The following is a 22,705-nucleotide window of genomic DNA, read 5'->3' as shown; positions in this document are numbered from 1 at the left end:
AAAAACCGTCTTAAAGACGGTTTTTTTTGTTTATGCTTTTCTAGTGGATTCTCTTTCTTTCAATTTTGTTTTGATAACAATAGTTTCATAATCTGAAGTTTCACCTTCCGGCTCTTCCAATCTTTGAATTAATCTTTTTGCAGCAACTTCTCCAATTTCGATTCCGTGCTGACTTACTGTTGTTAAACTTGGAGACAAACGTCTTGAAGCCAAAATTCCGTCAGCAAAACCGATAATCGAAATATCTTCAGGAACTTTATATCCTTTTTTCAAACTTACTCTCAAAGCCGCAACTGAATCATTTTCATCTAAAGCAAAAATAGCATCAATTTTATTCTCAAAAATCGCATCAATTTTAGCTTTCATATCTTCTTCTGAATCGGTACGAAGAATAATTTTTTCGTTTACTGGAATATTATTGTCTTTTAAAGCTTTTAAATATCCATCTGCTCTTAATTTACCAACACTTAAATTATCTACAGAAGAGATTAAAGCAATGTTTTTACATCCTAAATTAATTAAATGCTGAGTCGAGTTTAAGGCAGAATCAAAATCATCTACCACAACTTTATCACATTCTACTTCATCAGCAATACGATCAAACATTACAATTGGAGTTCCGTCATTTATAATAGCCGAAAAGTGATTGTAATCTTGAAGCTTTTGCGCTTCTTCAGAAACAGAAAGAATAAAACCATCAATTGTTCCGTTGCTTAACATTTCAAGTGTATGAACTTCTTTCTCTAAAGATTCATTAGAAATACAAGTAATTACGTTATATCCTTTTTTATCCGCCACTTTTTCAATTCCGCTAAAAACTTTTGCGAAGAAAGAGTTCAATATATTAGGTATAATTACACCAATCGTTTTAGTCTTACGATTCTTCAAATTCAGACCAATAACATTTGGCTTATAATTTTTGAGTTTGGCATACTCCTTAATCTTCACCTTCGTCTGCTCACTAATTTCCGGACTATCATTTAGCGCCTTAGACACCGTAGACACAGAAACACCAAGTTCTTTCGCAATTTGTTTTAGAGTTGCTTTAGCTTTCATCTATTAATATTTTATGTAATTAATACAAATATAGTAGAATTACCTAAAATAAAACAAAAAACTACTACTACTATTTGAAATCATAAGGTCTTTTCGAAATAATATTCAAAAACATTGATTATTTAAAACCACTAGTGCTAAAATTTCGTTAATAACTTAATAGCATGTTAATAACCTTAATAAAAACCTAGATTATGAAAAACGAAGTTAAAATTCATGAAGTTGATCCTTCACTGAATAATAGAAGGAGCTTTCTTAAGCTCAGCGGACTGACATTAGTTAGCGCAGGTTTGGTTTTAGCTGGTTGCAGCGACAATGACAACGATAATAATATGGAGGACAACTCCTTACCTGGAATAAAAAATGGAGTTTTTGATTTAGGTTCCGGAGATTTTGGCGTACTTACTTATGCTTACGCCTTAGAACAATTAGAAGCTGATTTTTATACTAAAGTTGTAAATTCTACAAATTTCAACACCGTATTTAATGATATTGAGCGTCAAGTCTTAACAGACTTATACCATCACGAAGTAATTCACAGAGATTTTTTTAAAGCTGCCTTGACTGGAGCACTTCCAGATCCTAGCTCTCAATTACTTCCTTCCTTAGCATTCAACTATGGCTCTTTAAATTTTAACAGCCGTAACGAAGTTTTAGCTACCGCAAAAGCGCTAGAAGACACAGGCGTTGCCGCTTACAATGGCGCGGGACGACTAATTAAAAGCGCTGATTATTTATTACTGGCAGGAAAAATTGTTTCCGTTGAAGCCAGACACGCTTCTGCAATAAGAAGTTTGATCAATCCAAACTCTAAAGATTTTGCGGGCGACGATGTTGTAAGCGTTTCAAACGGATTAGATGTCGCGAAAGATCCTTCTAAAATCTTACCAATTGCGGGCGGATTTATTACTACAAAATTTACTGCCAAATATTTACCTTAATCTTAACGAGCTAAAACTTAGAAATTATGAATATTTTAAAATTTATAGAAACCTTTACTGATGACAGTATAATGAATAGTACGGGTTCACGAAGAGACAGTTTTTCACAATTTGGAAATATCAGTAAAAATCTGGCGCTGGCATCAATTCCTTTTGGATTATCAGCATTGGCAAATAAAGCAATAGCAAAAGATATCACCCCAACACCCGCCACCCCAATCGGGGCTTTACAATTTGCGTTAACACTAGAATATCTAGAAAACGAATTTTATGCCATGGCGCTGGATTCTGGTGTCATTCCGGCTTTAGAAAATGGCGGACGAGATTTAAAGGTCTTTCAACAAATAGCAGCTCACGAGTCAAGTCACGTTAAATTTTTAATCGCAGGATTAGGCGGTCCAGGAAGTGCTAACTTCGTTGCTAAACCTACTTTTGACTTTACGGTGGGCGGTACATTTGACCCTTTTCATGATTACCCAACCTTTCTTGCCTTAGCACAAGCTTTTGAAGATACCGGCGTAAGAGCATACAAAGGACAAGCTGCAAACTTAATAACTACACCCGATTTATTAACCGCAGCACTGCAAATACATTCTGTTGAAGCACGACATGCATCTGAAGTGAGAAGACTCCGCAGCTTAAAAGGCTGGATTTCGAATGCTGATCGAGGCACAGGAATGCCGCCGGCAACTCAAGCAGTTTATGATGGTGAAGGAGTTACCACTCAGGCAGGATTCAATACTGCGGCAGCCTTTGGAGCTTCCGCAGGATCAGAGGCTTACGATGAACCATTAACGACTCAACAAGTTGTAAATATTGCCAATATCTTTATTGTTTAATAACAAAAATACTCTACAGATTGAACCAGCTTCGCCTTATTGTGAAGCTGGTTTTTTTTTAGTTTTAAAAATAAAAACTGAGAGCCTGATTTTCAGGATATAAAATATTCTTTTAAGGTATTTGGTTTTAAAATAATTAATTGTACTTTTGCATCCCCTTTATTGGGGATGGAATGTTTAATTAAAATAATATTATGGACGCATTAAGCTACAAGACAATTTCAGCTAGCAAAGCCACTGTAACTAAAGAGTGGATTGTTGTTGATGCAGAAGGTCACAACTTAGGACGTCTTGCTTCAAAGGTTGCGATGATCTTAAGAGGTAAGTACAAGCCAAGTTACACACCGCACGTTGACTGTGGAGATAACGTAATTGTTATCAACTCAGAAAAAATTAACCTTACAGGTACAAAAATGAATGACAAAATTTACATGCGTCATACAGGTTACCCAGGAGGACAAAGAACTTTAACTGCTAAAGTATTGCAATCTAAAAACCCTGCATTATTAGTAGAAAAAGCTGTAAAAGGAATGTTACCTAAAAACAAATTAGGAGCTGAACTTTTTAGAAATCTAAATGTTGTTGTAGGTGCTGAGCATACTCACGGAGCTCAAAAACCTAGAACTGTTAACCTAAACGATCTTAAGTAATGGGAGTTATTCACAAAATCGGTAGAAGAAAAACCGCTGTTGCACGTGTATATGTTTCTGAAGGAACAGGTAAAATCACTGTAAACAAAAAAGAATTCGCAACTTACTTTCCAACTGCAACTTTACAATACAAAGTTTTACAACCATTATCTATGACAGAAAATGCAAGTAACTTTGATGTAAAAGTAAACGTTTACGGAGGTGGTTCAACTGGTCAAGCAGAAGCTGTAAGAATGGCATTAGCACGTGTAATGTGTGAAGTGAACATCGAAAACAGAGCTATCTTGAAACCAGAAGGTTTATTAACAAGAGATCCAAGAATGGTTGAACGTAAGAAATTCGGTCAGAAGAAAGCTCGTAAGAGATTCCAATTCTCTAAACGTTAATATTACCTGTCTTGTTCAAATGGGACAAGACATTATCAATTATTTATTGAAATTAAAAAACACAGTTATTGTTGCTCTCCTACCGAGGTAGGATATAGTTTAGCATCTAAATGTATAAAGCCAGAGAAATCGCCATTTATACATTGCTAATCAACAGAACGTAAACTAGTACAAAAATGGCAAACAAAATAGAAGTAAAAGAATTACTAGAAGCAGGTGTTCACTTCGGACACATGACTAGAAAATGGGATCCAAACATGGCTCCTTACATTTATATGGAGCGTAATGGTATTCACATTATCAATCTATATAAAACTGCAGCTAAAATTGAAGAAGCTAACGAAGCTTTGAAAAAAATCGCTGCATCAGGTAGAAAAATTTTATTCGTAGCTACCAAAAAACAAGCAAAAGACATCGTTGCTGATAAAGCAAAAGCTGCAAACATGCCTTACATCACTGAAAGATGGCCAGGTGGAATGCTGACTAACTTCGTAACTATCAGAAAGGCAGTTAAAAAAATGTCCTCTATTGATAAAATGAAGAAAGATGGTACTTTCATGACGTTATCTAAAAAAGAGCGTTTGCAAGTTGATCGTTTACGTGCTAAATTAGAGAAAAACTTAGGTTCAATCGCTGACATGTCTAGACTACCAGCTGCATTGTTCGTAGTAGATATCAAAGCTGAACACATCGCAATAAAAGAAGCACAAAAATTAAACATTCCAGTTTTCGCAATGGTTGATACGAATTCTGACCCAAGAGAGGTTGATTTCGTAATTCCAGCAAATGATGATGCTTCTAAATCAATTGACAAAATTTTATCTTTAGTAACTACTGCAGTAATCGAAGGTCTTTCTGACAGAGGTTCTGAAAAAGAGACTGAAGCTCCTGCTGAAGAAGCTGCTCCTGCTGTTGAAGCTGCAGCTGCTCCTGCAACTGAAGAATAAATCAAATTTTAAATTCCAAATTTTAAATTCCAAACTCCAAATACAAAATTAAAAACGTTATGTTGATAATTTAATAAAATTGGAGTTTGGGATTTAGAAGATGGAATTTTTACTTTTAACATTAAAATTCAAAATATTATGGCAACAATTACTGCTGCAGACGTAAATAAATTAAGACAATCTACAGGTGCCGGAATGATGGACTGTAAAAAAGCTTTAGTTGAAGCTGAAGGAGATTTCGATAAAGCTATACAAATTCTTAGAGAAAAAGGACAAAAAGTTGCTGCTAACCGTTCTGACCGTGAGTCTTCTGAAGGAGCTGCTGTTTCTTTCATCAATGCAGACAACACTAAAGGAGCTATCATTACTTTAAACTGCGAAACAGATTTCGTAGGTAAAAATGAAGCTTTCGTAACTTTAGCTAAAGATCTAGTTGAAAGAGCTATCAATTTCTCTTCTAAAGAAGAATTCTTAGCTTCAGATTTCAACGGAATTACAGTTGCTGAAAAATTAATCGAGCAAACTGGAGTTATCGGAGAAAAAATCGAAATCGGTGGTTTTGAAATTTTAGAAGGTGCTTTCGTTGGATCTTATGTTCACGTTAACAAAATTGCTGCATTAACTGCAATTTCTGCTGCAATTCCTAACGCTGACGTTTTAACTAAAGATGTTTCTATGCAAGTTGCTTCTATGGGAGCTGACACATTATCTTACAAAGATTTTGATCCTGCTTTCGTTGAATCTGAACTTGCTGCTCGTATTGCTGTAATCGAAAAAGATAACGAAGAGGCAAAACGTTTAGGAAAAACTTTAAAAAATGTTCCTAAATATATTTCTTTCTCTCAATTAACTGAAGAAGTTTTAAAACAAGCTGAAGAAGATGCTAAAGCTGAATTAAAAGCTGAAGGTAAACCAGAACAAATCTGGGACAAAATTATTCCAGGAAAAGTACAACGTTTCATTTCTGACAACACTACTTTAGATCAAGAAAAAGCTTTATTAGATCAAAACTTCATCAAAGATGACAGTAAAAAAGTTGGTGATTACGTTAAAGGATTCAACGTTGAAATTACAGGTTTCAAAAGAGTTACTTTAGGTTAATATATTATTTCAATAAAAAAAGCCCGAATATTTATTTATTCGGGCTTTTTTATGTTTGTCAAATTATAAAGACGCACCGCAGTGCGCCTATTATAATTGCAAAGTTTTTTACTTTTTCTTTTCTACAATTGGAAAATTTCTAGCACGCATTAGCGCATCAGATTTTGGAGCTCTCCCTCTAAAATTCTCATACGCTTTCTCCTGATCTATAGTATTTCCTACACTAAAAACATTATCATAAAGACGCTTAGCCACTTCCTTATCATATGGACCTTTTCCTTCTGTAAAAGCCTCCCAAGCATCTGCATTAATAACATCTGCCCATAAATAACTGTAATATCCAGCTGCATATCCATCTCCTGAAAAAATATGACCGAATTGAGGAATTCTATGTCTCATTACAATTTCCGAAGGCATATGAAGGGCATCTAAAGTTTCTTTCTCAAATTTATGAGGATCAATAGTTGTTGTTGCCAAATGCAGTTTCATATCTATTAAAGAACTAGAAATGGTTTCTACAGTAGCAAAACCTTCATTAAAATTAGCCGCTTTCTCAATTCTATCCACTAAAGATTGAGGCAATGGCTGATTTGTTTTATAATGCAAAGCAAATTTATTCAACACCTCTGGTGTAGCCAGCCAATGTTCTAATAATTGCGATGGGAACTCGACATAATCTCTAGCAACAGATGTTCCTGCTAAACTAGGATAAGTAACATTTGAACATACTCCGTGAAGTGCATGTCCGAACTCATGAAATAATGTAGTTGCATCTTCCCAAGAAATCAAAACAGGTTCGTTTGCAGCACCTTTAATAAAATTACAATTATTAGACACAATCGTAAGTACTTCACCATCCATTTTTTGCTGATCACGATATGCATTCATCCATGCACCAGAACGCTTTCCTGTACGTGCATAAGGATCAAAATACCACAGCCCAACTGTTTTTCCAGTTATTTTGTTACTTACCTCCCAAACACGCACATCTGGATGATAAACAGGAACATTTGTAACTTGTTTGAAGCTTAAATTAAATAATTCTCCAGCAACCCAAAACATTCCTTCACGTAAATTCTCTAATTGCAAATACGGTTTAACCTCATTTTGATCTAAATCATACTTTGCTTTTCTAACTTTTTCAGCATAATAACGATAATCCCATGGCTGAATTTTAAATTTCCCACCTTCGGCATCCACAATTTTCTGCATTTCAGCAACATCTTGATGTACTTTTTCTACAGCCGGCTCCCAAACTGACATCATCAAATCCAATGTTTTCTTAGGGTCTTTTGCCATTTTATTAGATAAACTCCAATCAGCAAAAGTTGTAAATCCTAATAATTTTGCTTTTTGAGTACGCAATTGCAAAATAGAAACCAAAGTCGCATTATTATCATTTGCATTTCCATTATCACCACGTTTCACAAAAATATCGAATGCTTTTTCTCTTAATTCTCTACGATTAGAGAAAGTTAAAAATGGCTCAATTGAAGAACGTGTATTTGCAATACAGCCCAAAACATCAAGTTTTCTCTCTTTTGCTTCAGCAATAGCTGCGTTTTTTACTTCTAATGGTAAACCATCAAAATCACTTTCTGTTTTTAAAGCTACATATTGATTATTCTCCTCCGCTAATAAATTTTGACTGAATTTAGTAAAAAGACTCGCTAATTTTTTATTAATATCAGCTACTTTTTCTTTGTCAGCCACATTTAATTTAGCTCCTTCACGAACAAAATCAGTATAATACAACCAGATTAAACGTTGTTGCTCACTGGTCAATTTTTTACTTTCTTTAGAATTATACAAAGTCTCAATTCTAGTAAAAAGTTTTTTATTCTGATTAATCTTGTCCGAGAATTCAGAAAACTTAGGAGACATTTCGCGATCTACGGCACTAAACTCAGGTGTGCTCAAATTCGATCTATAAATTCCGTATACTGTCAAAATTCTAGTAATTGTTTTCCCAGAACGCTCTAGTTCTGCAATTGTATTGTCAAAAGTTGGCGCCTTCGGATTATTAGCAATAGCATCAATCTCGTTTAGCTTTTCTTGAATTGCAAACTGAATTGCTGGTTTAAAATCTGAAACCTTATATTCATTAAACGCAGGAACTCCGCCATAAGGCCCTGTCCAGTTTTTAAGCAATGGGTTATCAGAATTTGTTTGTGCGGTGGCCGCAAAAAAAGTTGTTCCCATGAGAAAAATTGTCATTAATTTTTTCATTATCATTAATTTTTAACTAAAATGTTATTGTTCCAAATGTAACTAAAATCAGCATTCAAAATAGAATTTTAACTTTCAGATTCTCTTAAAAAGGACAGCTTAATTTAAAATCAATCCTTTTAAGTTATAAAGAAAATAGTTTAAATTTGAAATATCATTTACCAAATTAAGATGTTTAAAACCCGAAAAGAAATTGTTTTTGTAGTACTTGCCGGAATATTTATTACGAATGCGGTTGTTGCCGAACTTATTGGTGGAAAACTAATTCAAATTGGCCCTTTTGTCATGAGCATTGGAATTTTGCCATGGCCTGTTGTTTTTCTAACCACAGATTTGATTAATGAATATTTTGGTGAAAAAGGAGTGAAAAAACTCTCTTTTATAACGGCCTGTTTGATCGCTTATGCTTTTCTGATTTTGTTTATGGCAATTGTAATTCCTGCAGCAAAAGGAATAAGTCCAGTAAACGATGAGCAATTTCAAGCTGTTTTTGGACAAAGTATGTGGATTATAATTGGAAGTTTAATTGCTTTTATGGCATCTCAATTAATCGACGTATGGATTTTTTGGTTTTTCAAAAGACGCACAGGTGAACGAAAAATTTGGCTTAGAACAACCGGTTCAACCGTAATTTCGCAATTATTTGATTCGTTTATTGTTCTCGGAATTGCTTTTTGGCTGCCCGGTAAAATTGATTTTGATACTTTCATTTCCTCTGCTTTAGTTGGATACACCTTTAAATTATCAATTGCAATTTTACTAACTCCATTAATTTATGCCGGACATCATTTGATAAAAAAATATTTGGAAAACGACCCTTCTTATAAAAATACTAAAGTCAAATAATTAATACGAAATCTTAGAACCATTTCTAAAAAGAAATCATGAAAAAAGCAAGCATTTTATTTTTATCTGCGTTACTAATAGCATTATACTTATCATCTTGTAACAGTGACGACAGCAGTGATAATAAAGAAAATGATACCGCTTTATTAACAGGAAAATGGGTTCCCAAAAAAACGGGAACAATAGCAGAAAACGGAAATGAATCGTTACAGGAAATTCCTAATCCGGGAAAATGTGATAGTGGACTTCTTGAGTATTCATCAAACGGAACTTTTTCTAATCTCAGATATGAATTTCAAGACAATAAATGCGTTTCTTATAACCAGAAAGGGGCATGGTCTGCAAAAGACAAAATAATAACAGCTATTTATGATGACGGTTCTACTACTCTTGAAATTCTGGAATTAAGTCAATCAACCTTAAAATTAAAACAAACTTTAAAGACAGGCACAACTCTTTTAGTCTTTATATCTGTTTATAACCGAAAATAATTATTAAATAAAACAAATCGTAGTCCTTACTTTTTCAATCTGAGTTTATCTATATTTAAATTAAAAAAAATGGAACAAATAAGATGTGGTTGGTGTACCTCAAGCGATTTATACAAAAAATATCATGATGAAGAATGGGGAACTCCTGTTTATGACGACCCTACTCTATTTGAATTTTTAATTTTGGAAACCTTTCAGGCAGGATTGAGCTGGATTACCATTTTAAATAAAAGAGAAAACTTTAAAACTGCTTTTGATAATTTCGATTATAAAAAAATCGCCAATTATCCTGAAGACAAGATCGAAGAATTACTTCAAAATACTGGAATCATTCGTAACAAACTCAAAATTAGATCGGCAGTTACAAACGCACAGGCATTTATGAAAATTCAAGATGAATTTGGGACCTTTTCTGATTATATCTGGAAGTTCACAGATGGAAAACCCATTGATAATAATCCTAAGACTCTAAAAGATGTTCCTGCAACAACTCCAATTTCTGATGCAATCAGTAAAGATTTAAAAAAACGAGGCTTTAAATTTGTCGGCTCAACCGTTATCTATGCTCATATGCAGGCAACAGGAATGGTCAATGATCATATTGAAGATTGCTGGACTAGAACAAAGTAATATTTTTTGTTTCAAGTTTCAGGTTTCACGTTAAACCGCCATCTTAATAGAAACAAAAAATTCTCCTCGCATGCATCTTGAAACCTGAAACTTGAAACTTTTTTAAACAACCAAACAAAAATTTTCTATATTTGCTTCACACTTTAGGGGTGTCTGCAACATGCAGGCTGAGATTTTACCCTCTGAACCTGATCTAGTTCATACTAGCGTAGGGAAAAGTAAGATGACTTCTGAGCGCATTTTTATGCGCAATTGCGGCCATTCCTAAGGTAGAGATTCACTGCAGTGAATCTTAGATAAACCAAAAAAAACAAAGGAATGGAACTAAAAATCAACCAACAAACTAAACATTTTAATGCTGAATCCCTAAGCATTCAGTCATTACTTGATCTCGAAATTCCCCTCAAACAAAACGGAATCGCCGTTGCCATTAATAATACTGTTGTTCCAAAAATCAAATGGAACGAATTCCTCCTACAAGAAACTGACGAAATTTTGATTATTTCTGCTACACAAGGCGGATAGTATTTAAACTACAAATCAATCCCGAAGCTGCGGGACCAAATTCCAATTTCATACTCAAAAGGAGATGCACTGCTGTGCGCCTCTACGGAAAATCTCAACGATAAAACACGATCAACCTGAAACCTGAAACTTCAAACCTGAAACAAAAAAACAATGACTACAGAAGAACAAATATCAAGAACACCATTTCCAAATTCTAAGAAAGTTTACATCGACGGAGAAATGCATCCGATAAAAGTAGCAATGCGCGAGATTCATCTTAGCGACACCAAACTTTCAAACGGAGGAATTGAAAAAAATCCTCCCGTGACCGTTTATGACACATCTGGTCCTTATACTGATCCAAATGTTGAAATTGACATTAGAAAAGGATTACCTCGCTTACGCGAAACTTGGATTTTAGATCGAAATGACGTCGAAATTTTAAATGAAATCTCTTCAGATTACGGTCAAAGCCGATTGCGTGACGAAAACCTGAATCATCTTCGTTTTGAATATCTTCATCAGCCAAAACGTGCTAAAAAGGGTTCAAACGTAACGCAGTTGTATTATGCGAAACAAGGTATTATTACTCCTGAGATGGAATACATTGCTATTCGCGAAAACCAACGAATCGAGCTTTTAAACGAACAAACAAAAGCAATGCAATGTCAGCATGGCGGAAATAGTTTTGGTGCAAACACTCCAAAAAGTAAAATAACACCCGAGTTTGTAAGAGCTGAAGTTGCCTGCGGAAGAGCTATTATCCCAAACAACATTAACCATCCTGAAAGCGAACCAATGATTGTTGGACGTAATTTCTTGGTGAAAATCAATGCCAATATTGGTAACAGCGCTGTTACATCAAGTATTGAAGAAGAAGTTGAAAAAGCAGTTTGGGCTTGCCGCTGGGGCGCTGACACGATCATGGATTTATCTACAGGAAAAAATATCCATGAAACTAGAGAATGGATTATTCGTAATTCGCCAGTTCCAATTGGTACCGTTCCGATTTATCAGGCTTTAGAAAAAGTAAAAGGAATTGCCGAAGATTTAACTTGGGAAATTTTCCGTGATACTTTAATAGAGCAGGCAGAACAAGGCGTTTCTTACTTTACAATTCATGCTGGAGTTTTACTTCGTTATATTCATTTAACTGCAAATCGTGTTACCGGCATTGTTTCTCGCGGTGGATCAATCATGGCAAAATGGTGTTTATTTCATCATAAAGAAAACTTTTTATACACTCATTTTGAGGAAATCTGTGAGATTATGAAACAATATGATGTTGCATTTTCTTTAGGAGACGGTTTACGCCCGGGTTCGATTGCAGATGCTAATGATGCGGCGCAATTTGCCGAATTAGAAACTTTAGGTGAACTAACCAAAATCGCATGGAAACATGATGTACAGGTTTTTATTGAAGGGCCGGGACACGTGCCAATGCACATGATTAAAGAAAACATGGACAAACAATTAGAACATTGTCATGAAGCTCCATTTTACACTTTAGGCCCTTTAACAACAGATATCGCACCTGGTTATGACCATATAACATCAGCAATTGGAGCCGCAATGATAGGCTGGTACGGATGCGCTATGTTGTGTTATGTAACCCCAAAAGAACATCTTGGTTTACCTAATAAAAAAGACGTAAAAGATGGCGTAATCACCTATAAAATTTCCGCGCATGCTGCAGATTTGGCTAAAGGTCATCCGGGAGCACAATATCGAGACAATGCTTTGAGTAAAGCTCGTTTTGAATTCCGCTGGGAAGATCAATTTAATCTAGCTTTAGATCCAGATACTGCGAGAGAATTTCACGATGAAACGCTTCCTGCAGATGGTGCAAAAGTGGCGCATTTTTGTTCGATGTGCGGACCAAAATTCTGTTCTATGAAAATATCTCAGGAAATCAGGGATGTCGCTGCCGCAGAAAAAGGAATGCAGGAAAAATCAGAGGAGTTTATCGAGCAGGGAAAAGAGATTTATATTTAGAAAGAGGCGAAAAAGTAGAAAATCGGAAATAGACTCTAGAAGAAAGTGGAAAAATATGATTGTAATTTCTAATGCTTTGACTGTTGTAGATGAAATCAAGATAATTCATTCTTTATTTGAAGAAGAACTGTCTCTATTTCATATTCGGAAACCTGATTTTTCTGAATTGGAAATGGCTCAATTTATTCAACAAATTAACCTAAAACATAGAAATAAGCTTGTCTTGCATAGTCATCATGAATTAGCAGAAGATTTAGGAATTATTCGTTTTCATTTTTCTGAAAAAGAAAGAGAAAACAGGCACAATGTTTCTGCAATACTTTCAGATTTATATAAGAACAAATCTAAATCAGCTTCAACACATTCTATAGAGGATTTTAATTCTCTGGAAAGTGATTTCGATTACGCATTCTTAAGTCCCGTTTTTAAAAGTATTTCAAAAGAAAACTATCAACCCAAAACAGATCTCTTTAAAGCATTAAAATCAAGAACAAATTATAAAACAAAAACAATTGCTTTAGGCGGAATTAATTCTAAAAACATTCAAAAAACACTTGAAAATGGTTTTGATAATATCGCGCTTTTAGGTGCTGTTTGGAGTAACACAAACCCTGTAAAAGAATTTAAACTATGTCAGAAAATCGTCCGTTCGCACTTACAATAGCCGGTCTTGATCCTTCGGGAGGAGCTGGTATTCTGGCCGATATCAAGACTTTTGAGCAGCATAAAGTCAATGGTTTTGCAGTTATCACCGCCAATACTATTCAAACTGAGGATACTTTTTATGAAATTCAATGGACAGATTTGAGTTTTGTGATTCGCTCAATTGAGACTCTTTTTCTGAGTTATAAAATCAGCGTGGTCAAGATCGGAATTGTTCCTTCTGCTCATTATTTAAATCGAATTCTTTCGACCATAAAACTGTTGTCTCCAACTACGCAAATCGTTTGGGATCCTGTTTTAAAATCAACCACTAAATTTGAGTTTTTATCAATTAACGATCATTCTGATTTAAATAAAATTGTATCAAAAATTGATCTAATCACACCCAATTATCATGAAATTGAAGTTTTATATCCTGGTTTTATTTCAAAGAAACTTTGGCTTCAAAATGAAATTCCTGTTCCTGTTTTATTGAAAGGCGGACATAATGAAACGGCCATTGGAACTGATCATTTATTTCTAAAAAATGAAGTTTTTGATTTACTTCCATCAGATAAAAAATGCTTTGAGAAACATGGTTCGGGTTGTGTTTTATCATCTGCGATTGCCTCAAATCTGGCATTAAACCAAACTTTACAGGAAGCTTGTAAAAATGCTAAAATCTACATAGAAAAATACCTGAGTTCAACATCAACTTTAATCGGATATCATTATGTACAATAAATTGCAATACATTTCACAAGGAAAAACAATCGAACAACAATTGTACAACATCCATCAAGCTTTAGATGCTGGATGTGACTGGATACAAATGCGATTTAAAAATCAGACTGCAAAAGACAGCTTTGCTTTAGCCGAAGCGGTAAAATTTTTATGCGAAGAATATCTCGCCAACTTTATTGTAAATGATAATTTATATCTCGCTCAGCAAATTGCTGCCGATGGTGTTCATCTAGGTTTATCAGATATGAAAATCGATGAAGCAAGAGCTATTTTAGGCACTACAAAAATTATTGGAGGAACCGCAAATACATTCGAAGACATTGTAAATCATACAAAAAATGGCTGTGATTATATTGGTTTAGGTCCTTTTAGATTTACTAACACAAAAGAAAAATTAAGTCCAATATTAGGTTTGTCTGGTTATTACGAGATCCTTGAAAAATTGAAAAAAAATAAAATTGAAATTCCAGTTTATGCAATTGGAGGAATCACCTTGAAAGATTTAAATCCGTTGATTCAAACTGGAATTCACGGAATTGCAGTTTCAGGTATCATCACAAAAAGTGATGAAAAAGAACTATTAATTCAACAATTAAACGAAAAATTATATGCAAACGTCATTGTTTAATATTGGAGACAAATCCTTTAAATCCCGTTTATTTTTAGGAACAGGAAAATTTGGTTCCAACCAAGAAATGAAAGAAGCTATTTTAGCATCAGAAAGTGAGCTGGTTACTGTAGCTTTAAAACGCATTGATCTTGAAACCGATACTGATGCCATTTTAGCGCATTTACAACACCCAAACATTAATTTATTACCTAATACTTCTGGAGCAAGAAATGCAAAAGAAGCCATTTTTGCGGCACAATTAGCTCGCGAAGCTTTAGAAACAAATTGGATAAAACTTGAGATTCATCCAGATCCAAAATATTTACTGCCTGATCCAGTTGAGACGTTAAAAGCAACTGAAGAATTGGCTAAACTTGGCTTCTTTGTACTGCCTTACATTCATGCCGACCCAGTTTTATGCAAACATTTAGAAAATGCTGGAACAACAGCCGTTATGCCATTAGGATCACCAATAGGCAGTAACAAAGGTTTAAAAACAATAGATTTTTTAGAGATTATAATCGAACAAAGTAATGTTCCGGTTATTGTTGATGCTGGAATTGGCGCTCCGTCTGATGCTGCAAAAGCAATGGAAATTGGCGCTGATGCTGTTTTGGTAAATACCGCAATTGCCGTTGCAGGAAACCCCAAATTAATGGCAGAAGCATTTAAAGAAGCGGTTATTGCAGGAAGAAAAGCTTTTGAAGCTCGAATTGCTAATCAACAAAACCATGCTGCGGCTTCTAGCCCTTTAACTTCATTCTTGTTTGATTAATTTTTAATCTCTCGCAGATTTTGCAGATTTAAGCAGATTTATTTGGATAAAAAATGCTCAAAAAATAATCTGCTCAATCTACCAAATCTGCGAGAAAAATATCTTACAAAAAGCAGGAAATTTCATTTAATTTGATTTGAAATTAAAATCAAGATTATGTCAGAAAATGAAATTTCATATAAAGTTAGAGGTGCTATTTTTACAGTATACAACATCCTAGGCCCAGAATTATTAGAATCAGTTTATGAAAGCGCTTTATATTATCAATTAAACAAAGATGGATTAAATACCATAAAAACAAGTTAATATACCGGTTAATTATGATAATGTAGAATTAGATATCACTTTCCGAATAGATTTACTAGTCGAACACAAAGTAATTGTTGAATTAAAATCCGTTGAAGAGCTTAAATCTATTCAATTTAAACAACTAAATACCTATTTAAAACTAACAAACAAAAAACTCGGATTATTAGTCAATTTTAATTGTATAAATATCTTAGATAATATACATCGAGTCGCAAACAAAATCTGATGTATTCAAGAAAATCTGCATGAAATAAAAAAATAAAATGAAAACATTCAAAACAATTTTTGAACAATACAATTGGGACGATATTCAAGCCAGAATATACCAAACTACATCAGAAGATGTTGAGCAAACTTTGGCTAAAACTAAATACACGCTCGATGATTTCTTGATTTTAATCTCTCCAGCAGCCCAAAACTATCTGGAAGAAATGGCACAAAAATGCCATGAAATCACCAAAAAACGCTTTGGAAAAACCATCCAAATGTATGCGCCGCTTTATTTAAGCAACGAATGCCAAAACATTTGTACGTATTGCGGATTTAGTTTAGATAATAAAATCAAACGAAAAACACTTACGGATGCCGAAATAAAAATTGAAATTGAAGCCTTAAAAAGCACAGGCTTTGACCATGTTTTACTTGTAACTGGAGAAGCTAATTATACTGTAAACATCAATTATTTTCTAAACGCGATAAATCTTATCAAAAACGATTTTTCGATTATTTCCGTCGAAGTACAGCCGCTTTCTACAGAAGATTATGAAAAGCTGCACAATGCTGGTGTATATTCGGTTTTGGTTTATCAGGAAACGTATCATCAGGAAGTTTACAAAAAATACCATACTAAAGGCAAAAAATCAAATTTTGATTATAGGCTGGAAACTCCTGATCGAATTGGAACTGCTGGAATTCATAAAATTGGGTTAGGTGTTTTATTGGGTTTAGAGGATTGGCGAACGGATAGTTTTTTTAATGCTTTGCATTTAGATTATCTTCAAAAAAAATACTGGCAGACCAAATATTCTGTTTCTTTCCCTCGCCTTCGTCCTGCTGAAGGAATTATCGAGCCGAATTTTATAATGGATGATAAAGATTTGACTCAGTTAATTTGCGCCTATCGTTTATGGAATGAAGATTTGGAAATTTCGATTTCAACAAGAGAAAACGAAAAATTCAGAAACAATATTATTCCTATTGGAGTTACAAGCATGAGTGCAGGTTCTAAAACAAACCCGGGCGGATATGTTGTTGACCCACAGTCATTAGAACAATTTGAGATCAGTGATGAACGCTCTGCTGATGAAATTGCAAAAATCATAAAAAGTAAAGGTTACGACCCCGTATGGAAAGATTGGGATAAAGCATATAGTCGAAAGTCTTAAAGTCTATTGTTATAGATAATTACTTTTTTTGACTTTTAACTTTCAAACTTTAAGATTAAAATAATGAGTATTATACAAGAATTTTTACGTTATAACAGACAAACCATGCTGCCCGAAATTGGCGATGAAGGTCAGGAGAAATTAAAAAAAGCACGCGTTTTAGTAATTGGTGCCGGCGGTTTAGGCTGTCCTATTTTGCAATATATTGCAACAGCTGGAGTTGGTTTTATTGGAATCATGGATTTTGATACTATTGAAATTCATAATCTTCACCGACAGATTTTATATACTGAACACGAAATTGGACAGCAAAAAGCTCTTGTCGCAAAAAAGGCGGTTTCAAAATTAAATCCTCTAATCGAAGCCGCAGCCATTACAGAGAAATTAACGCTTGAAAATGCATCTCAAATTATTGAACAATTTGATATTATTGTTGACGGTTCTGATAATTTTAAGACACGCTATTTAGTAAACGATACTTGCGTTCGACTCAATAAAACTTTAGTGTACGGAAGCATTTTGAAATTTGAAGGACAAATTGCAGTCTTCAATCACAATGGAAGTCGAAATCTACGTGATTTATTTCCAGAAATGCCTGATCCAAAAGATGTTCCGAATTGTAATTTGAACGGAGTTTTAGGAACTCTCCCAGGAATTATAGGAAATATGATGGCGCATGAAACCTTAAAGCTAATCTTGGAATTACCTGCTTTAAACAATGAATTAATAATTTTTAATACTTTGAACTGGGATTTTACAAAGTTGAATTTCTAGAAAACAAGTGTATCGCCAACAGTAATATTCCCAGAATTCAAACTCACAATATTGGTTCCGAATAAAACAGAATTATTTACGTTTCTGTATTTGCTCAGCGTTTTTAAAGGTTCTTTTTTTAGTCGTCCGTTTTCGGGATCATTATTTACCATAATGCATCTTCCGCAAGGTTTTATGTTTTTAAATTGAACTTTTCCAATGGTAAAGGATTTAAAATCATCTTCTTCGTGAGGATTCTCGCTGCTTACAACGATGTTTGGCCGAAACCTTTTTATTGTAATTTTTTCATCAAGTTTATTATTCAAAAAGTCCAAACTTTTTGTACCTATTAATAAATAAGGATAACCATCGGCTAAACTTACATTGAAAGTTTCTTTTACTCTGGAACTTTCATGTTTACGATCTCCATTTTTTAGAATTTTAACCAATTTACATTCGAAACCTAAATGCTGGCTGAACCATTTTGAAGTTGCTTGATTCACTTCAACTACTTCGCTTTTATCATCCCAAACATTCACTTCCAGCGAATTGTCTAAATGTTCATTAATAGAAAATTCATGTTTTTGATCTTTAAAAGTAATGCCTATTTTTCCATCTAAAATCTTTGGATAAAACTGACTCATTATGCGATGTTCTCTTTGTGTTATCATTTGATTTTCAGCATCAATCAGCATCCATCTTCGGTCATTTTCAAAACCCATTTCTTCAGCCAAAGCAGACTGACAGCTTATACCTGCTAAACTTTTTATCGGATAAATATAGATTTCCTTTACGATATGAACTGCACTCATTTTATTTACTTTTTAAAATCGTCATAAATTCGTCACGGTCAATTTCGCGACAACCCAAACTCTCTAAATGCGGATTATAAACCTGACAATCTAATAGTTTATAATTTTCTTTTGCTAACTTATTTACTAGAGCTATAAAAGCAATTTTTGAAGCATTTGAAACTTTAGAGAACATGCTTTCACCGCAAAAAACATGTCCCAAATCTATTCCGTACAAACCGCCAACTAGTACTTCATCCTGCCAGACTTCTACAGATTTTGCAATTCCCTGCGCATGAAGTTTACAATAGGCTTCAATCATTTGGTTCGAAATCCAAGTTCCGTTTTGTCCGTCTCTTTTTATTTTCTGACAATTTGAAATCACGTCTTCAAAATTCTGATTAAAAGTGACTTTAAATTGATTTCTATTTAAAATATTCCGCATGCTTTTAGACACTATTAATTCATCTAAAAACAAAACCATTCTTGGATCTGGCGACCACCAAAGTATTGGTTCACCTTCATTAAACCACGGAAAAATTCCGCTCCTGTAAGCGAGCTTTAATCGCTCTGGATTTAAGTCCCCACCAATTGCCAGAATGCCTTCTTCATCGGCTTCTGAAACTGGCGGAAAAAATAGATCTTCAAATACGTAGTACATTTTTTTTAAATTCCAATAAAATTAAATGCCAAATTCCAAGCGTTGCGAACCTTTGTCAAAGTTTTGAATCAGCAGTATAAGGATATTTAGTTATACACAAAAAACCATAATCATTGTCATTTCGACCGAAGGGAGAAATCTCCACAAGTAACTCCGTAGCGAAAGTCCAATCTTTGTCGAGCTTCTCGCGGAGATTTCTCCCTTCGGTCGAAATGACAAAACTATGTATTCACGTTCATGTAAATGACATAAACTGCAAATAAAAATAAAATTCCAAATTCCAATTCATTTTCGTGAATTTGGAATTTGGAATTTAATAAATTGAATTTTAAACTCTTAGAACGGTAAATCGTCTGGTTCGTCTTCGTTTAAATTTGTTGCTGGAGCAAAAGCTTCTGCTGCCGGCATTGCTGGAGTTTGTGCAGGACCTTCTGGTGCTACTCTTTCAATTCTCCAACCTTGAATACTATTAAAATATCTAGTTTCTCCTTGTGGATTAACCCATTCTCTTCCTCTTAAGTTGATAGAAACTTTTACTGCCTCTCCTTGCTTATAGCTGCTTAATAAATCGCATTTATCTTGTGTAAATTCGATTAAAATGTGCTGTGGATACTGCTCATCTGTAGTAACTACTAATTCTCTTTTTTTGAATGAAGCACTAACTTGCTGCTCAGGATTAACCACTTTTACTTTTCCTATAACTTCCATCTTCGTCTATATTAATTATTGTTTCTATTCTTATTTTTTAGCTAAAAGCACTTTCCAAGCCGAGGCAATATCATCTTTGTTGAGATATTTTTTTGCTTCTAAATGAATTTTTTCCTGATCGTCTGAACTTAAAACTCCTTTGACGGCAAAATTTTCTTTCACAAATATACTAACTTCTTCTTTTGTAGGCAAGGCTTCAATATTACCTAATTTTCCAAGGTCATTTCCATTAAACACAGGGCTTTGCTTGACATAATCCGGAATTGCATCGACTCCAACTCCTAAAGTTGTTAGTGGTTTTTGCACTTCAAATAACCCTTGATTAGATCTAGAATACCAATTTCCGCCAAGTCTTGAAACCAAATCAATTTTGTGTTGATCGATTGCTCCATTTTCATCAAGAATTGCTTCATGAATATGAATTTTGACTACCTCACAAAGGATTAGATTTCCAGCTCCGCCTTCAGTACCAAGAGGAATAATCTGAGTCACCTTACATTCAAACTGCACCGGTGATTCTTTTACTCGATATGGTTTTACAAAATCTGAAGGAATTTGAGTTAATCCTGCTTTTATAAATTCGTTTACACAATCTCCATATTCTGTGCTTGCCAATGATGTTTGCTGCACCAAATCGTAATTAACAACATTAATTACAACTTCACGAGTTGCTTCAGCATTTATCAAGGTGTGTTTTATGGTATTATCACGAACACGTCTTGATGGTGAAAAAACTAAAATTGGCGGATTAGCGCTAAACACATTAAAGAAACTAAAGGGAGATAAATTTGGAACTCCATTTACACTTATGGTACTTGCAAAAGCAATTGGCCTTGGACCTACTGCGCTTTGCAAATATCCTTGCAGTTTTACTGTCGTTATCTCTTTTGGGTCTATGCTGATCATAATTTCTCCATTTAACCGAACCTCAACTTCGGGCTTACAAAAGTATATAAATCGTTTAACTTCGAGAAATAGTTTTACAAGATAAAAACAAAAAATCTTTAAAGTTTTGCGAAATATAAAATGCGTTTATTTCGTTATATTTATACCTCAAAAATTAATTTATGCGTTTTTCTGAAAGTAGAAATACAACCCGTTGGATCATTATTTTTATTTCCTTCTTAATCATTTCTTTGATTCTTTGGAATACTTATACTTTTTTCCAAATCTTTAAAAATGAGGAAAGGTTAAAGATGAATCTTTGGGCCAATGCTCAAAAAACATTAATCAATGCAGATGAGAATACAGATCTTGATTTACCGCTTGAAATCATAAACAACAATACTTCGGTACCCGTAATGTTAGTGATGTATGATAAAATTATAAGTTCGGTAAATGTTCCTGAACACATTATCAATGACAAAAAAGAATCTATTTCATTTTTAAACAATCTTAAAAACGAAAATGACCCTGTTATAATTGAGTATGCTCCTGGTAAATTTCAGCAGATATACTATGGTAATTCCGCTTTAATAAATAAACTAAAATATTATCCTGTCGCTTTATTATTGATTATTTTTTTATGCGGTGCTTTGATTTACAACTTTTACAAAAGCACAAAAATGGCAACACAAAATAAATTATGGGCAGGAATGGCAAAGGAAACGGCGCACCAAATTGGTACTCCTTTATCATCATTAATCGGTTGGGTTGAAATTTTAAAAACGGAAGAAATCGATCAATCTATCACAGCTGAAATCGAAAAAGATGTTGAACGTTTGCAAACCATAACTGATCGTTTTTCTAAAATTGGTTCTGTTCCTGTTTTAGAACCAAATGATATTGTGGCTGAAACTTTGAATACCTATGAATATTTACAATCCAGATTTTCTAAACAGGTTTCATTTTCATATAAGGCTCCAGAAAAGCAAATTTTTGTTCTTATCAATCCAACGCTGCACAGCTGGACTATTGAAAATTTAATTAAAAATGCGATTGATGCAATGAAAGGAAAGGGAAATCTAGATCTTCAGATTGAAATAGATTCTCATCATGTAAAAATAAATGTGAAGGATTCTGGAAGCGGTATTTCTAAAAACCAATTCAAGACTATTTTTGAACCTGGTTTTACTACCAAAAAAAGAGGTTGGGGCTTGGGACTTTCTTTGACCAAGAGAATTGTTGAAGAATATCACAATGGAAAAATCAAAGTACTGCATTCTGAAATTGGAAAAGGAACTACTTTTCAAATCAGTTATAAAATAAATACTCCTGTTTAAAAAAGACATAAAAAAACACCAATTCAAGTTCAGAATTGGTGTTTTTTTTATGTTCAGCTGAATGAAGTGAAAACCTTTTTCTGCCTCTTCTTTTTTAAAGATGAGATTGAATGTCTTTTGCCAATGCTTCAAACTCTTCTTTTGAAAGTTTTACTTTATTATGAAAACGCATTTCATCCATTTCGTTAAGCGGAATTAGATGTACGTGCGCATGAGGAACTTCTAAACCTACAACTGCTATTCCAATTCTTTTACATGGAACTGTTTTTTCCAGTGCTGCTGCAATTCTTTTAGAAAACTTCATTAATCCTAAATACAATTCGTCATCCATATCAAAAATCTTATCGATTTCTTGTTTTGGAATACAAAGTGTATGTCCTTTTGCATTAGGATTTACATCTAAAAAAGCCAGATAATTATCGTCTTCAGCGATTTTATATGCTGGAATTTCTCCGTTTACTATTTTAGTGAATATAGAACTCATTGT

General features: G+C 34.0%; 25 protein-coding genes, 1 pseudogene and 1 riboswitch. Of the genes and pseudogenes, 19 read left to right on the top strand and 7 right to left on the bottom strand.

The window, feature by feature from the left end; all coding sequences use genetic code 11:
- Positions 1-30: 30 nt before the first annotated feature.
- The gene (locus B0A81_RS08215; protein ID WP_089057571.1) at positions 31-1,056 is read right to left on the bottom strand and encodes a LacI family DNA-binding transcriptional regulator; all 1,026 of its coding nucleotides are present in this window, start codon (positions 1,054-1,056) and stop codon (positions 31-33) included.
- A 194-nt stretch (positions 1,057-1,250) separates the two neighbouring features.
- Here B0A81_RS08215 and B0A81_RS08210 point away from each other — a divergent pair, with 194 nt between their 5' ends.
- From B0A81_RS08210 to tsf, 6 genes are all read left to right on the top strand, one after another.
- A complete protein-coding gene (locus B0A81_RS08210; RefSeq protein WP_089057570.1) occupies positions 1,251-1,997 on the top strand; it encodes a ferritin-like domain-containing protein in 747 nt (248 codons plus the stop codon).
- 26 nt (positions 1,998-2,023) lie between these two features.
- Positions 2,024-2,836, top strand: coding sequence for a ferritin-like domain-containing protein (locus B0A81_RS08205; protein WP_089057569.1), 813 nt, complete (start codon positions 2,024-2,026; stop codon positions 2,834-2,836).
- A gap of 194 nt (positions 2,837-3,030) precedes the next feature.
- Positions 3,031-3,486: a 50S ribosomal protein L13 gene (gene rplM / locus B0A81_RS08200; RefSeq protein WP_026983738.1), complete on the top strand. Its 456-nt coding sequence runs from the start codon at positions 3,031-3,033 to the stop codon at positions 3,484-3,486.
- On the top strand, positions 3,486-3,872 hold the full coding sequence (gene rpsI / locus B0A81_RS08195; protein WP_017497947.1) for a 30S ribosomal protein S9: 387 nt from the start codon (positions 3,486-3,488) through the stop codon (positions 3,870-3,872). Before rplM ends, rpsI begins: the two co-directional genes overlap by 1 nt.
- A gap of 176 nt (positions 3,873-4,048) precedes the next feature.
- Positions 4,049-4,819: a 30S ribosomal protein S2 gene (rpsB, locus tag B0A81_RS08190; RefSeq protein WP_089057568.1), complete on the top strand. Its 771-nt coding sequence runs from the start codon at positions 4,049-4,051 to the stop codon at positions 4,817-4,819.
- 138 nt (positions 4,820-4,957) lie between these two features.
- A complete protein-coding gene (gene tsf, locus B0A81_RS08185) occupies positions 4,958-5,920 on the top strand; it encodes a translation elongation factor Ts (protein WP_089057567.1) in 963 nt (320 codons plus the stop codon).
- A gap of 108 nt (positions 5,921-6,028) precedes the next feature.
- On the opposite strand, the gene B0A81_RS08180 is transcribed toward tsf, so the two are convergent.
- Positions 6,029-8,149, bottom strand: a complete 2,121-nt coding sequence (locus tag B0A81_RS08180) for a M3 family metallopeptidase (RefSeq protein ID WP_089057566.1) — start codon at positions 8,147-8,149, stop codon at positions 6,029-6,031.
- Positions 8,150-8,320: 171 nt separating this feature from the next.
- On the opposite strand from B0A81_RS08180, the gene B0A81_RS08175 reads away from it, so the two are divergent.
- The 12 genes and pseudogenes from B0A81_RS08175 (at position 8,321) to B0A81_RS08120 (ending at position 17,857) form a co-directional block, all read left to right on the top strand.
- Positions 8,321-8,995, top strand: coding sequence for a queuosine precursor transporter (locus B0A81_RS08175; RefSeq protein ID WP_089057565.1), 675 nt, complete (start codon positions 8,321-8,323; stop codon positions 8,993-8,995).
- A gap of 38 nt (positions 8,996-9,033) precedes the next feature.
- Positions 9,034-9,486 (top strand): lipocalin family protein, encoded by a 453-nt coding sequence (locus tag B0A81_RS08170; protein ID WP_089057564.1) that lies wholly within the window; start codon positions 9,034-9,036, stop codon positions 9,484-9,486.
- 69 nt (positions 9,487-9,555) lie between these two features.
- Complete coding sequence (locus B0A81_RS08165) at positions 9,556-10,116, top strand: DNA-3-methyladenine glycosylase I (protein WP_089057563.1); 561 nt, start codon at positions 9,556-9,558, stop codon at positions 10,114-10,116.
- Positions 10,117-10,251: 135 nt separating this feature from the next.
- A riboswitch (TPP riboswitch) is annotated at positions 10,252-10,348 on the top strand.
- Between the two features lie 86 nt (positions 10,349-10,434).
- Positions 10,435-10,641, top strand: coding sequence for a sulfur carrier protein ThiS (gene thiS / locus B0A81_RS08160; protein WP_089057562.1), 207 nt, complete (start codon positions 10,435-10,437; stop codon positions 10,639-10,641).
- A gap of 153 nt (positions 10,642-10,794) precedes the next feature.
- Positions 10,795-12,618: a phosphomethylpyrimidine synthase ThiC gene (gene thiC, locus B0A81_RS08155; RefSeq protein ID WP_089057561.1), complete on the top strand. Its 1,824-nt coding sequence runs from the start codon at positions 10,795-10,797 to the stop codon at positions 12,616-12,618.
- A 55-nt stretch (positions 12,619-12,673) separates the two neighbouring features.
- A complete protein-coding gene (locus B0A81_RS08150; protein ID WP_089057560.1) occupies positions 12,674-13,282 on the top strand; it encodes a thiamine phosphate synthase in 609 nt (202 codons plus the stop codon).
- Entirely contained in the window at positions 13,249-14,004 is a 756-nt protein-coding gene (locus tag B0A81_RS08145) for a hydroxymethylpyrimidine/phosphomethylpyrimidine kinase (RefSeq protein ID WP_089057559.1), read from the top strand. The genes B0A81_RS08150 and B0A81_RS08145 overlap by 34 nt, the downstream gene beginning before the upstream one ends.
- A complete protein-coding gene (locus B0A81_RS08140; RefSeq protein ID WP_089057558.1) occupies positions 13,994-14,632 on the top strand; it encodes a thiamine phosphate synthase in 639 nt (212 codons plus the stop codon). The genes B0A81_RS08145 and B0A81_RS08140 overlap by 11 nt, the downstream gene beginning before the upstream one ends.
- The gene (locus B0A81_RS08135; protein ID WP_089057557.1) at positions 14,613-15,389 is read left to right on the top strand and encodes a thiazole synthase; all 777 of its coding nucleotides are present in this window, start codon (positions 14,613-14,615) and stop codon (positions 15,387-15,389) included. The genes B0A81_RS08140 and B0A81_RS08135 overlap by 20 nt, the downstream gene beginning before the upstream one ends.
- Positions 15,390-15,545: 156 nt before the next feature.
- Positions 15,546-15,924: pseudogene (locus tag B0A81_RS08130) on the top strand (GxxExxY protein).
- Between the two features lie 37 nt (positions 15,925-15,961).
- Positions 15,962-17,083, top strand: a complete 1,122-nt coding sequence (thiH, locus tag B0A81_RS08125) for a 2-iminoacetate synthase ThiH (RefSeq protein WP_089057556.1) — start codon at positions 15,962-15,964, stop codon at positions 17,081-17,083.
- Between the two features lie 63 nt (positions 17,084-17,146).
- Positions 17,147-17,857 (top strand): HesA/MoeB/ThiF family protein, encoded by a 711-nt coding sequence (locus tag B0A81_RS08120; protein ID WP_089057555.1) that lies wholly within the window; start codon positions 17,147-17,149, stop codon positions 17,855-17,857.
- On the opposite strand, the gene B0A81_RS08115 is transcribed toward B0A81_RS08120, so the two are convergent.
- The 4 genes from B0A81_RS08115 to B0A81_RS08100 form a co-directional block, all read right to left on the bottom strand.
- On the bottom strand, positions 17,854-18,648 hold the full coding sequence (locus B0A81_RS08115; RefSeq protein WP_089057554.1) for an MOSC domain-containing protein: 795 nt from the start codon (positions 18,646-18,648) through the stop codon (positions 17,854-17,856). The two genes, B0A81_RS08120 and B0A81_RS08115, sit on opposite strands and share 4 nt — an antisense overlap.
- 1 nt (position 18,649) lies before the next feature.
- Positions 18,650-19,288, bottom strand: a complete 639-nt coding sequence (gene aat / locus B0A81_RS08110) for a leucyl/phenylalanyl-tRNA--protein transferase (RefSeq protein WP_089057553.1) — start codon at positions 19,286-19,288, stop codon at positions 18,650-18,652.
- A gap of 336 nt (positions 19,289-19,624) precedes the next feature.
- A complete protein-coding gene (locus tag B0A81_RS08105; protein ID WP_089057552.1) occupies positions 19,625-19,996 on the bottom strand; it encodes a DUF3127 domain-containing protein in 372 nt (123 codons plus the stop codon).
- Between the two features lie 30 nt (positions 19,997-20,026).
- Positions 20,027-20,902 carry a flavin reductase family protein gene (locus tag B0A81_RS08100; RefSeq protein WP_089057551.1) on the bottom strand — a complete coding sequence of 292 codons (876 nt, stop codon included), beginning with the start codon at positions 20,900-20,902 and terminating at the stop codon, positions 20,027-20,029.
- A 161-nt stretch (positions 20,903-21,063) separates the two neighbouring features.
- Here B0A81_RS08100 and B0A81_RS08095 point away from each other — a divergent pair, with 161 nt between their 5' ends.
- On the top strand, positions 21,064-22,218 hold the full coding sequence (locus B0A81_RS08095) for a sensor histidine kinase (protein ID WP_089057550.1): 1,155 nt from the start codon (positions 21,064-21,066) through the stop codon (positions 22,216-22,218).
- 94 nt (positions 22,219-22,312) lie between these two features.
- Here the strand turns inward: B0A81_RS08095 and B0A81_RS08090 are convergent, their stop codons facing one another.
- Positions 22,313-22,702, bottom strand: a complete 390-nt coding sequence (locus B0A81_RS08090; protein ID WP_089057549.1) for an HIT family protein — start codon at positions 22,700-22,702, stop codon at positions 22,313-22,315.
- Positions 22,703-22,705 lie beyond the last annotated feature (3 nt).

The organism is Flavobacterium plurextorum (genome assembly GCF_002217395.1).
Classification (GTDB): Bacteria; Bacteroidota; Bacteroidia; order Flavobacteriales; family Flavobacteriaceae; genus Flavobacterium; species Flavobacterium plurextorum.
This window is presented reverse-complemented; position numbering and strand designations above follow the sequence as displayed.